Origin of the sequence: Pseudomonas sp. CFBP13528 (assembly GCF_005233615.1) — a bacterium.
GTDB classification, from domain to species: Bacteria; Pseudomonadota; Gammaproteobacteria; order Pseudomonadales; family Pseudomonadaceae; genus Aquipseudomonas; species Aquipseudomonas fluorescens_AM.
Genome location: NZ_QGAJ01000010.1, coordinates 70,139 through 82,558 on the forward strand (window position 1 = coordinate 70,139; position 12,420 = coordinate 82,558).

The following is a 12,420-nucleotide window of genomic DNA, read 5'->3' on the forward strand; positions in this document are numbered from 1 at the left end:
AGTTGTGTGCTATTACTGACAGAGCCTCGAAAAGCTTGTCTCGCTGTATTGCCAACGCAGCGTTCTCCGCTTGAAGACTTGCAATACGCTCTTCGAGACTTCTGCGCCGGCGGGCACCATCCGGATCTCTCCCGCTTTCCCTCATTTGAACAATACGGGCGGCCTCAATTCTGTCTCCACGGTCACCTCCCAGCGTAGCTCGGCTTGTCAGGCCCAGGCGGCGCTGCACCTCCGGTCGGGAAATGGGAGCGAGCTCCACTCCTGAGCTAATCATCTGGGCGAGGAGAGCATCTATTGCTTCGTCAAGAATGCCCCCCCTCAATGTCTGTCGTCGCGCCATAGTTGCCCCTAGTCATCTGATACCGAACTGTGTCGTTTGTCCGAGTCCGCAACCGTGATTGGACGCCCATTTGGAAACACGCGTTGCACACCTGCATTGGTGTCGCGTGCTAGGACGGATTTTAGATTATTGAGTTTGTCCTCTTGGTCCGCCAGCCATACATCGCTGCCTGCCTCTCCGGCGCCGGCATCGCGCATGATAGTAATTGCGGTTGTAAGATTTTTGGCTTGTTTCTCAAGGTTGGTCCGTTCTGATGGAGTGCCCATCAGATGGAGATGCGAGCAGCCATTCCAGCACTGAAGATGCTTAGGGCAGGGCGCTTGGGAGAAGTCGTGAATGCAACCTCCAAAGGGTGTCACGTGCAGCGCCGCTGCGTGTACGGTGAGGAATGCTTCTGCCGTGATCGTGCCTTTATCTGATAGCAGCGCATGGTAACTGTCGGTCAAAGCGCCCCGAATGCGTTTGTCTCTTATGCCCGCATGTAGAAAGTCGATACGCTCGCGATGGCTATTGAACGCCAAGAACTCTTGATGGGTAGCGGTGTTTTCTTCAATGCTTGTGTGTTGGTAATAGACATTCTGGTCGAGGCGTTTTCGCCCCAGGGCCAGCGCCTGCTGAACATTGCTCATCCCAGTAAGATGGTAAATAGTATTTCGCCAATGGCGCGGTTGATGGCTAGTCAGCTTGATCGGTGTCCCATCAGCTTCAAATAATGAACGGCGCGAAAATATGGACGAGAATCGCGGATCCGCGCCGAGCGCTCGGTTTATGTCAACCAACATCACTCGTCGTGGGATGGCACGGAACACATTGGCCTCACGCCCCCCCAATCGGAATTGTCCATCAAATGCGATGGCAAGTGTTTCACTCGTTTTTAAGACAACACGAAGCTTACCGCTGACATTTTCGGTAAGCGCGGCATGACCGTGAAGTTTAGGGACTAGAAAACTCTCAATATCGCCAGCCAAGTACTGTCGCCTCCGCGCCTTGCTAGGATGGATTCCATTTCTTGAAAAGTACGCACTTAGGTTCCGAGACGCATCGCGATTCTGACTGAATCCAAGCCAGCTAAAAACTTCAGATTCTGACATTTCCTCCTTGGGCGAGTAGTCCCAGAGCCGCCCTGGATGATCTTCTTGCCATTTAGCTATTTCTCGCTGTTCCTGGGTCAGTAACTTAAGTCGCTTGACTGCACGCCTAGCTAGAGGGACATCGCTTTCCGCAACCCAATGAATACGAGATTGAAAATGCTTCTCCGCAAAGTATCTGATTCCACATTCGATCAGACGCTTGCCATTTGCATCTACAACTACCTCGCCTGTTGTCCCTTTGATTGGCCTTTCGACCCAACAGTCTAAAGGAATTACCGCTACCTCGTTCCCCCTTTGGCCTGTAGCGATCAGTAAATCAATAACTCGCAGCAAGATTTCTTCGCTGTCACTAAGTGGGTTATTCGAACAAAGGGCATAGGCTTCCATTGCCTCACGAGAGGGCAGCTTTTCATCAGATTTACGCTGTTTTACAGTGCGATCGGGATCATGCAGCGAAATATAGTCGTGACGGCGCTTTTCTGGTTTTGCATCATGCTCAAAGTGGATGGCGATCTCGGTTAATTGCAGGCTATCAATCGTCTCGGCTACTACTTGAAGGTGAGAGACCGCGTCATACAGATTCTTATAACCACTTTGGCGGAGAAAAACTACGACGCGATCAAAGTCGTCCCGTGTCAATTGTGTTGGATCGGATACGCCTCGCTCAAACAAGGGGTTGTATATTCGCCGAATAGCAATATTGTATGCAGCCACCATCGAAAACTTCAGGCTCCGGGTGCGTTGTAAATAGACAATCAGGGCCTTGTTAAAATCTTGGAACACGAGGGGGAGTGGGCCCTTCGCCGGAGAAGGATAGCCCGTTTTTTCGAGGGCTTGCCGGTGCGTCTCGAAGGTGAGCGTATTTTGCTTTCCCCGTTGTGGTAACCAGCCTCCGACGCCCCATAACGATGACGCCCACGGTGTTGAAATCGGTAACGAATGGAAAAGCGCTTGTTCCCGTGTAACAAAATCTCCGAGGCGTTGACTTGCTCTAGAGAGCGTCATCTGCAGCATCCCCAGCTTGTTGCCGGCAGCGCTCGATCGTAGCGCTTACCGCGAGAATGGTCGTCTGATGCTGGGCCAGAGGCCGGTTGTGAATGAGATCACCGGCTTGTTCTGCCATGTCGATGAACCGTTGCGCTTCCTTTTGCAGCGCCTCTTTCACCTGCTCATGACGGCCGTCAGCAAAGGGGTGGAACTTCTTGCAGGTGTAGCACGCGTATATAGGGTTGTAGGGACAGTGGGTATGAACGGGCAGGGCGCAGGCACCGATATCGCCTATGTATTGCGTATCAATGACGCCGCGGACGGCTGATTCAGGAGCCGTATCGCGGCGTTGAACGATTTTCCCAGTTAATAAGCTGCGCATAATGCGTTGATAGGCCGGGCTCTTACCCAGTGCTTTCTCTTTGATCCGGGCAATGTTGGGGGTGGCCGTTACGTAAGCACGCGCTGCAACCGTGCTGTTGTGTCCGAGCAGTTCGGCAATCATGTCTGCCGGAGTCCCCTGATCCGCCAAACCTTGTCCGAGGTGATGACGCAACAACATGGTTACCTGGTTCGGCTTGTCTACACCAGCTTCATGTAGCTCGTGTTTGAGGCCCACAATGATTTTGGTTACAGACAGGCGCTTTCCACGAGGGCCGACAAATAATGGTTCACAATCGTCACCAAATCGGCGTTGAATTTCTGAAATGTGCCGTGAGATTTTTTCACCCAACCGCGTGGTTATTTTGCGGGGGCGTCGCTCAGGTCTGCGCTGTCCGACCTTTTTGGCCATGGGTAACCACAGTGTGTAATACGTTTTATCCTCAGTGCTTTCGATGAACTCAAAATCCGCGATATCAAGCGAATGGAGTTGAATCGAGCGCGGGCCTAATTCAAAGCTTAAGTGGAGCATGATGTTGACTTGAGCCTCGTTCCAGTCTTTGACCTGGATATCGAGTTCAATTCGCTGCAGTAACCGGACCTCTTCATCAAGGGCTAAACCGGACTGGGATAGGAATATACGTTCGTACGGATCAAGGCGGCTCGTCTTAATCTCTTTAAGAGCTAGGTATGTTTGTTTATCAAAGCCCAATATCCCTCGATTTAGGGCCCAGCGATAAAACGTTCTAAAAAAAATAGTGTTCTCGCGAAATTTCGCCCAAGCACTTATGGTCGTGACTACCTCTTGTCGCGTCCAAGGAAATTTGGCTGAGATGTCGCTTTCAGCTAGTCGTCCGAACACCCCGGATGCTTTGAATGCCGTTATAGGTGCATACTTTTCCAGTGCATAGGCCACGAACGCTTTGGCGATTTGCATGAGGTCCGGATTCAAGTGGAGCGCATCCCAATCTATTTTCATAGCCGTTCCGCCGTCGTACCACCTCCAAACGCTCAATCGAGTATCGACATACCTTGGCTGGTCATTAGTGCGAGTTCGAATTGCAACGTAAGCGGGTCCCCTGAACACGTAAGCTGGCAAAGAGGAGGGTGGTGTTGCCTGTTTTTGGTCGGCTGATTTGGCCACGGCGAACCTCCTTAACTGTCAAGTCGGCTCCAGGCTGCCGAGGTGCGCTGGGCATTGTGGAGGTTGGCCGACTCCGCTAGATAACGACCTGCGTAACGGCGTGGCATCGTCGAGGTCTCAGACCAACCGCAGACTCGCCGCAGTTCGTCCGTGGCCCGTTCGAGGTCATGCCCACGCTTTTCGACCAGGTAAGCTAAAAATTGGTCTGCAAAGGTGTGGCGAAAGTCATGCGCAGAAAGTGTAGGCAACAATCCTGGATGAGCCAGCTCAATGGTCAGAAACAGCCGGTCAAGAACGTTAGACAACGCGCGGATCGACAGCGGGCGGCCACGATCCGAGATGAACAAATAGCGATACAGCAATTTCATCGGTTTGCCGTCACGCAAAGGGCGCCGGTCGCTCTGGATATAGCGCTCGTAGACCTCATACAACTGTGCGGAGATACCCACGGTCCGCCCATGTGTTTTGAGCGCCGGCTCTTCAACGCGCGGATCGCGGGGATCATGTTCTCGATCATTGATGCTGACATAGGCGTGCTGAGACCCTTTGTTGATATCCGTGGAGTAGAGCTTCAGAAGCTCTCCGCGACGGATGCCGGTCTCCAAGAGCAATTCGATCATTAGCCAATTACGCAGCTGCAAACGTTCCGGGAACGGATTCTCCACAGCGCTAGGGCGAATCAGTGTGCGAACGATCTGTAGTTGCGTATCTGTCAGGCTGCGGTAACGAGTGCGATCGGGACGAGCATTGATGATATGGCTCTCAAAGCGCCGCTCAATGACGTCGGCAACATCGGCAAATACCACGTTGATGTCAGCCTGTGTGGCTGAATTCTGACGGGCGCGCGGGATATAACGGGTGACACACCAAGACAGGTATTTCTTCAGCAGGCGCAGGTACTGGTCACGTGTTCGTGAACTGATCTGCTGAAAAAGTACAGTGCCAGCTTTGCCGATTCGGGCGATCAGATTATCGGCATGACGGCCACTTTGGAGCCAAATAGCGTAACCGTCCAGCAAAGCCAGAATCGCCTCAAAGTGGCAGGCCAAGATGGCCTCATCGATATCCAGATCTCGGCTTTTGGCATAGGCGTAGAAAGCCTGGATCGCACGCAGGTGCGCCGCAGCCGTGTTGTAAGCGCGGTGCCTGAGTTTGAGTTGGACGTAGATGAACGGAATCAGTATGGGCAACGGCGTCGCATCACCAGCTTGTACAAGCAGCGGTAGTCGTTGACCTGAAGAGAACCTGCACTGAATTAGTTTCATCGACAGCCACCTCATTCAAGGAATCGTCATGAACACTATGGACATGGCCCGTTGAGAGAGTTGTGAACGCTGGGAATTAACTAGACCGCGATAACTATCTGATTTGCAGTAATTTCGTCCAGTTGTTCAAAAAATTGAATGGACGGTTTTGATTTTTGTCCACTCATAATTCAGAAAAAGATTTTTTAATAAGATAAATGGACGAATACTCTTAGGCCGCTTTCAGTTTAAAACCAAGTGCAAGGAGTAAACGGGCGCGCTGTATGCCACTGCCTACTACGCACGGTTCGATTGGGGTCTGAGCTAGGCCAAGAGCATATCCTCAACCAGATCGTTTTTGCATAAAAATACGATGAAATCGATAAGTGCGCTATTAGGTGAGTGACGGAGCGGGAGAAGACACTATGTCTCGAAAATTGAATGCTAGCGCAACCAATTGATTTTAATCAATTAATATTAGAAAGATAAGCTGTGTCAATTCATAGATAATTAATGCGTAAAAGCTATCTCATAGCTTTTTTTAGACCGTTTTTGCATATGTATTTCGCTAGTTGTCAGAGTGCGTAATTAAAACATCAACACAAAAAAATCGCTCGAATATTGACAAGAAATTAACTCCCTGATTGCACTCAGAAAAAACATCTTGACTAGCAGCTGTCAATTCTTAACTAATTATAGTTTGAGATCTAGTTTGGATTACTTAGCCAATGAGCGACCAAAAGTGAACCTCGCTATCGCTTGATTCTTGTCAAAGGTCGTGTTGAATATATTAGATGACTCAAGAATTGGATTTCAAAATGAGCGACTCTGATCAAACGGCTCCAGCCGAAGAAAAATCAGAAACTGTTGATAGTCGAATTATAGAGAAGGCGCCTGTTGTACCAAACCCAATGGTAAGAGTCAGGGTGAGCGTGGATGATAAGCCAATCCTGCTCTATAAGGCTGAAGCCTCCACAGATGAGGAAGCTCTCGCGATCGATCGCCGAAAGATACTGAAACAGTATGATTCCGGTATAATATCCAAGAGGCGCGCCAAAGAACTCTTGCAAGTCAAAGAGTCGCGATTTTATACACTGCTAAGAGACTTCAAGCAGAGTACCGATTACCGAGGCATGGTTAGGCAGAAAAGAGGGCCAGTAATAGGTTCTACACGGACTTCGGCTGAGTTGTTAGAGATCTTTCAGGTTGCGTATGATAAAAAATATCGTGGTAAGCGTGCAGGTGTTGCGATAGTTTTAGATTATGCTAGAAGATTATGTCGGAAGAAAAATCTCGAACAGCCCACACGTCATGCCGTAAGTAAATTTTTAGCTACCAAGCCAGAGCGAGAAAAATTTTACCGCAAAAATGGTGAATCTAAGGCAGACCAAGCTTTCGATCAGCGAGACGATTTTCGCGATTTAGAGTCGCCGCTGGAATCGATCGTTATGGATCATACCCAGGTTGACATTTTACTTGTAGATACCGTGCATAGAGACGTTATCGTAGGGCGGCCTTGGCTTACAATTATTATCTGCGCCACGACTCGAGTAATTCTTGGATACTATCTGAGTTTGACTCATCCAAATGTAATTACGGTTCAGCTTGCCTTGATGTCTGCGATTCTCAGGAAAGACAGTCAGTATAACCCGATGAAAACTGACCCTGAAATATTTCCATTCTGCGGAATTCCAAAAGAAATTTATACTGACAATGCTATGGAATTCCTTAAGCAGGAGCTCATTGCTAAATGTGCAAGATATGGTATTGATTGGGCTCACCGGCCTATTGGGAAGAAATGGTATGGGGGTATCGTCGAACGTGTGATCGGTACATTCATGGTTCGAGGTGTGCATTTCTTACCAGGTGCAACTGGCAGCAACGTACAAGACCGGGAAGGTTTTGAAAGTGAGTTAAATGCTTGCCTGGATATTTTAGAATGCAGAGCGTGGTTTGGTGAAAAAGTCACTGAATACCATGGAAAAAAGCATTCTGCACTGAAATGCTCTCCTCGCGCTGCCTGGAATCATGCAATGGCGGTAGGGCGAGATGATTTGATATCAATGGTCGATGAAAGCGCCGAAAAGTCCTTCATGCTCGATTTCATGCCTTCTTCATACGATCATAAAATACATCCATATGGGATCAATTTCAAAACTCGACGTTACTCTGCGCCCGTTCTCGAAAAGTATATCAATGAAGAGTGCGAGCTTAGGTACAATCCATATAATTTACTGTCAGTTTGGGTTTTGCTTGAAGATAATTTTTATGAGATTCCTTGCGTCAGAGCCCGCAGTAACCTATCGGCGGACTTGGAGGTTTATAATAAATCATTATGGATTTCTAGGACTCATAAAGATTACAAAAATCTTCCAGACGGTGCTATCTGTGATGATTTCGCCTTTTATTCAATGGATGTTCAGGAAGACATTGTAGATGGTGCTGTTGCTAAAACTTCAGCTTACAAAGAACTCAAGCTGAATCCAGGCAGTACATCCAATCAAGAGACTCCGTGGCTTCTTCCACAGCCGATACCGACGCTCCCAAATGCCCTGATCGAGCATGACGCCGCGGAGGATCATCTAGCTGATGACCTAGACGATTATAAGCCTGTGATATTGATTGATACACTGGACGAGTGAGGTTGGTGTTATGAGTGACTATGATCATATCTTGCCGGAAAAGCGATTTCAAGCAGACCTTGGTGATAGAGATCGTCTCAAAATTTGCAAAAAAGATATTTGGATTCCTACAAAGCGGCTAGACCCATTGTTTGAGACAATCGAGTACGTTTTGATGAGTGAGGATCAGATTCAAGCGCCTGGCATGCTCATATATGGCGCTGGAGGTTACGGAAAGTCAGCAATCATCCAGCGACTGGAACAAATGTATGCTGTTGGAGATCAGCGGATCAAAGCGATTGGTGTGGGGGAGGACTTAGACAACAGTAAGCTGCGGGATCTCATATGCGATGCGTTTGGAATCAAGCTTTCCAATCGTCGTAACTCAAGAGAACGTACAGCTCGTTTGCTGCATATCCTCCAAACTGAGCATTTTTGTGCTCTTCTCATAGATGAGCTTCACGATACCGGTTTCAAAACCTTTTCCCAACAAACCAATTCACTATCGCTGATGAAGCATCTGGCAGGCCGTCCTCTTTTTCTTTGCTTGATCTGTTTTGGCGATGAACGGGCGAAGGAGGTGTTGGAAAAAGACGATCAAATTTCCCGTCGTTATATTTATTGGCCATTGGAGCTATGGAAAGACGATACTGATTACTGTGATTTTTTAGCAACCTACGAGACTCACCTGCCGTTAAGATTGCCTTCTGAATTGGCTGGTAAAGTACTGAGGAAGCGAATCCTCAAATACTCTCATGGGAATATGGATAACATCGTGAAGATCCTCAAGGCATGTTCGATGGATGCCATTATCTCCGGGCGTGAGCGCATTGAGATTGAGCAGATTACTGATGATATTTCTTTCCTATGCTTAAAATATGGTCTCAGTTTAGTGCCGTCGAAGTCTCCAATTCCTGCGAAGCGTGGTAAATAGCTATGGTTACAGTATTGCACCAACAGCAGAATAATGCCTGTGAACAACTGTTCAAGCATATGAATCTGTCAGATTGTCCGACATGCGCAGATGTTCTGGTGTTCTCAGGGAAGCATGGACTCGGTATGTCAACTTGCGTCCAGCATATAGCTTATGTACTTGGTCGAAAATGTGTAGTTCTGAGCAATCAGGCGGCGGAACTCAGCTTTTTTCCTTCGCAATGGCTAGCTGAGCATTTTGGACTATTCACCATTAAATGCTCAAGCACCCAATTGCCTCGGTCGTTAGTTGCCATGGCAAAGCTTGTCGAGCTGAAAGTTATCGTGATCGAAGATTTTCAGGATTTTAAAAGCATTCCCCCGCGACATATATCCACGATCATAGATGATCTGACAGCTCTTCGTCGAGCAGTTCCTGGATTGTGTATTATACTAACGGTGGCCGACAATTCGCTATCTTGGCTTAAATATGCAATATCTGATTTAGCACTGGTGTCTGCGGTAGTAACGATGAGGCCACTTTTGCGAGGTGCAGATTTTTCGAGCTTTATTAATGGGTATGTGTATGCGAAAAGAAGCGGTTACCTTGATGTTTTTTCCGTCCCGAAAGTTCTGGAGCTATTGTATAAACTGTTTGAACTGTCAATAGGTCGCTTTGTGCTTGCTATTGACATGGTCGTTAGGGCTGCGGTCGAGCTTCCTTATGAAGCTCTTTTGATTCGTGTGGAAGTCATCGTAAATGCATTGCAGGTGCAGCGTTGAAAAGTGCTCTCCTTCCATTTGATGGCGAGACATTTACGAGCTGGGGTTTACCGCTTGTCCGTGTATAATAAGTTACCAAGGATCGCAGTGGATACCCTCAGGGACTTATTTCTAGACGCATTGACCAAAGGTAGTTTTGATCCTGATTTTGACTCGTCGTGCCAATTCTCAATTACGTGCCGGGATGTCTGTGCTCTGCCGAGACACTTATATGAAGGGTTTTATTTGCATACGTCACAATGGATATTTCCCAGATACTACAGGCGCTCATACTGCTACCGATGCTTTTGTGAACAAATTCCAATAGTCGGACATCCAGCGGTATTGAAAGAGTGGGCTGTAGTGTATTGTACCATTTGCTCTAAGCATGGGGTGCTTTTGCAGGACGGGGCGTATGGTGCCTGCAAATTTTTAGCGGTTGGGTCTGAATTATTTAGCTTTCACAATGATGTACTGCATGGGAGAAATTTGGGGCGGCTGAGTCCCGAACAATATCGAGTAACCAATGCTGTCCAGCACATGATATCAAGCTCAGAACTTCATGCAGCTGAGAGCAATGAGCCTCTGATGGATTCGTTCTTCAGCTTTGTGAAATTGTTTATAGAGATAATGTTGTATCCTGATTTTGGCCCTTGTTCCCAACTATTCGCCAGAAATAAGTCATTGCCAAGTGATGTCGTAGTCTGGAAAAAACTCCTTTTAGGCCCTTTTTTGGCTTCGACTCCTCAGAGAAATGCAGCGATTTTGCTACTGGGATGGGTTATTGGCGTGGACGGCTCTAATTGCGAAATTTTGAATTCAGATTACATTCACACATTGTTCCAGCTTGGGCGGGTCTCAAACGTAGTCGGAAGCACTGAGCTGGAGAGAATATTACGTCTGCTGAGTGCAGATCTTCAATACGCTGGAATCCATGAGTTCGTAGAGGGTTACTGTAGTAAATCCAACTAGAGAGGTGAGACTATGATGTACGTTTCATGGATAAGTTTACCTTTGCAGATTGAGTTGGTGGACGTACAGCGCGCTTTTGCTCGATCAATTTTTGTGCAGCTGGCGATAACAAGTGTCGGTCAGATCGTAGCATACGACTTATTTCTCGATCAAAAACTTGAGGTGCACTTGCCAATAGCTAAGCATGCGAAATACCGAAAACTAGAATTCAGAAATAGGCCTGATTTTTCTTTCCGATGCTTATGTAAAAAATCTCGGATGGTCGAGGTTGACGATGCATTTATTTTTTTTAAGTATCATTTTTATGACTGGCCGATTTCTCTAATAGGATCTAGGCAAAGCATTCACGTGATTAGCACAAGCAATCTTGCTTGGCGCTTAGAGACTACAATCAACTTGGTTAATGCTAAGTACGCCAAGTTGCGGATACATCGCTAACCTTAGCGAGCCGTATTGCTATAGGCTAGGAATGTCCGCACCTAGAATAGCTCGGCGGCCTGGTAGTGGTGGTTTAAGTCTAACGAGATTCATTATGCTACAAATGTAGAAGTTTATTTAGGCGCGTGGCTGTACAGTTGTATTCTCTTAAGTTAGGCCGGATTCTTGATTGAACCAGCGAATGCAAATCCATTGTGTTTATCTCATGAGCAACCCAAACCCGACTACGGGCGAGGTGGTATAGACCGAAGGTATCAACCAAAAAAAGTCCGAGAATGGGAAAAACTGTGGTCGCCAAACAGTGGAGGTTCGCAGGTTGGAGTAGCGGGGCCGTCACCGGATCCGCTTAAGGGTTGGCCATTGAGGCTAACAACCTGTCGCTCATGGCACCTTGCCACAAATGTACTTAATCCTATTTTGGCCAGTATTCCCTGACCGACGACAAAGCGATTCCTAGCTTTTCAGCAACTTGGCGCTGAGTGAGGCCGTCTGCCTGCAGCTTAAGGACGGCTTTCTCGTTATCTAGATTTAACGGTTTGCCGCGTGTTCGCTTGACGAGCTCACCTGCAGCATCGAACTGCTCACCGAGAGCTTTCATACCGCCCTCATCTTGGAATTTCGATGAGTCTCCGATGGCACAGTGAAGCACCTCCAGAGGCGAGCGCCCATCTTTTTGAGCGATAGACAAAGCCAGCATCGTGACTGGGCTGATCCCAAGCGATTCCGCCAGTTCGACAAACTGATCCAGGGTGATGCTCGTCTGGGCGTTTTCCAGCGCGCTGACCTTGCGGCGGTGGGTGGCGTCCGAGATGTCGGCGTACCGGGCACGTCGTACTAGGCGGAGCGCACGAAGCACCCCTGCAAATGCGGTTCTTAATCCCATGACTTTCCCAAAAGTCAGGATATAGCCACAATTGACCTGTGCGAATAAACGTCAATATAGTGTATTATCCGCCAGGCATGGCGCTACGCTTGCGTCAGCCATCGAGGGATGTCGCGCCGGGCGCCTGCTGTCGATTTTCCCGCCCCCCCACATCGCCATAGCGGTGGATTCATCCGAGACAGCTGATGTTCAGAACAGACGACAACGATTTGGCAGGTATCCCAGGATTGTTCGGCGATGGGCTTGCGCACTGGCATGCGGTTTCCCGCATGCTCCGAAAGCACTGGTTCCACCTAACTGTAAAAATGGTTGTAAAGGGTAGGGCGCAAGAGTTTGAGCTGATGGTCAATGACGAGCCAAAGCTTCAGCAAGTGCTCCAGTCACAAGACGATGAAGTCTTCGTCAAAGAGATTCAGATTGTCACCCCAGCCAACATGAATGGTGGCGACGCTTGGCGGATGGAGAAGGTAGAGAGCTTGGCCCTGGGGCAAGATTCAGATGGTGACGCCGTCTGTGTAGTGACGGTTGAGGGTGGCTCGATTTACCACGACTCGTATCGTTCCGGCCTGGATGTGGCGACATTGACCAATATGCGAATCCTTTACGATCGCAGCGCTGGGCAAGGCGTGCACTGACTGGTCAAAG

Annotated in this window: 8 protein-coding genes; 4 read left to right on the top strand and 4 right to left on the bottom strand. The window is 48.3% G+C overall.

What is annotated here, in order from left to right:
• Positions 1-348 precede the first annotated feature (348 nt).
• The 3 genes from PspCFBP13528_RS18375 to PspCFBP13528_RS18385 form a co-directional block, all read right to left on the bottom strand.
• Positions 349-2,445: a hypothetical protein gene (locus tag PspCFBP13528_RS18375; RefSeq protein ID WP_241669113.1), complete on the bottom strand. Its 2,097-nt coding sequence runs from the start codon at positions 2,443-2,445 to the stop codon at positions 349-351.
• Positions 2,423-3,778 carry a tyrosine-type recombinase/integrase gene (locus tag PspCFBP13528_RS27635; RefSeq protein ID WP_241669114.1) on the bottom strand — a complete coding sequence of 452 codons (1,356 nt, stop codon included), beginning with the start codon at positions 3,776-3,778 and terminating at the stop codon, positions 2,423-2,425. The genes PspCFBP13528_RS18375 and PspCFBP13528_RS27635 overlap by 23 nt, the downstream gene beginning before the upstream one ends.
• Before the next feature lie 176 nt (positions 3,779-3,954).
• Complete coding sequence (locus tag PspCFBP13528_RS18385) at positions 3,955-5,208, bottom strand: site-specific integrase (RefSeq protein WP_058412058.1); 1,254 nt, start codon at positions 5,206-5,208, stop codon at positions 3,955-3,957.
• A 773-nt stretch (positions 5,209-5,981) separates the two neighbouring features.
• Between PspCFBP13528_RS18385 and PspCFBP13528_RS18390 the strand changes: the two genes are divergently transcribed.
• Genes PspCFBP13528_RS18390 through PspCFBP13528_RS18400 form a run of 3 tightly spaced genes read left to right on the top strand, consistent with a single transcriptional unit; the run spans position 5,982 to position 9,503 of the window.
• Complete coding sequence (locus PspCFBP13528_RS18390) at positions 5,982-7,829, top strand: Mu transposase C-terminal domain-containing protein (RefSeq protein ID WP_137201140.1); 1,848 nt, start codon at positions 5,982-5,984, stop codon at positions 7,827-7,829.
• Positions 7,830-7,839: 10 nt separating this feature from the next.
• Positions 7,840-8,742 (top strand): TniB family NTP-binding protein, encoded by a 903-nt coding sequence (locus tag PspCFBP13528_RS18395; RefSeq protein ID WP_137201142.1) that lies wholly within the window; start codon positions 7,840-7,842, stop codon positions 8,740-8,742.
• A 2-nt stretch (positions 8,743-8,744) separates the two neighbouring features.
• Complete coding sequence (locus tag PspCFBP13528_RS18400) at positions 8,745-9,503, top strand: hypothetical protein (RefSeq protein WP_137201144.1); 759 nt, start codon at positions 8,745-8,747, stop codon at positions 9,501-9,503.
• A 1,801-nt stretch (positions 9,504-11,304) separates the two neighbouring features.
• Here PspCFBP13528_RS18400 and PspCFBP13528_RS18405 read toward each other — a convergent pair.
• Positions 11,305-11,775 (bottom strand): XRE family transcriptional regulator, encoded by a 471-nt coding sequence (locus PspCFBP13528_RS18405; protein ID WP_137201146.1) that lies wholly within the window; start codon positions 11,773-11,775, stop codon positions 11,305-11,307.
• Between the two features lie 185 nt (positions 11,776-11,960).
• On the opposite strand from PspCFBP13528_RS18405, the gene PspCFBP13528_RS18410 reads away from it, so the two are divergent.
• Positions 11,961-12,410 carry a hypothetical protein gene (locus tag PspCFBP13528_RS18410; RefSeq protein WP_137201148.1) on the top strand — a complete coding sequence of 150 codons (450 nt, stop codon included), beginning with the start codon at positions 11,961-11,963 and terminating at the stop codon, positions 12,408-12,410.
• Positions 12,411-12,420: the final 10 nt, after the last annotated feature.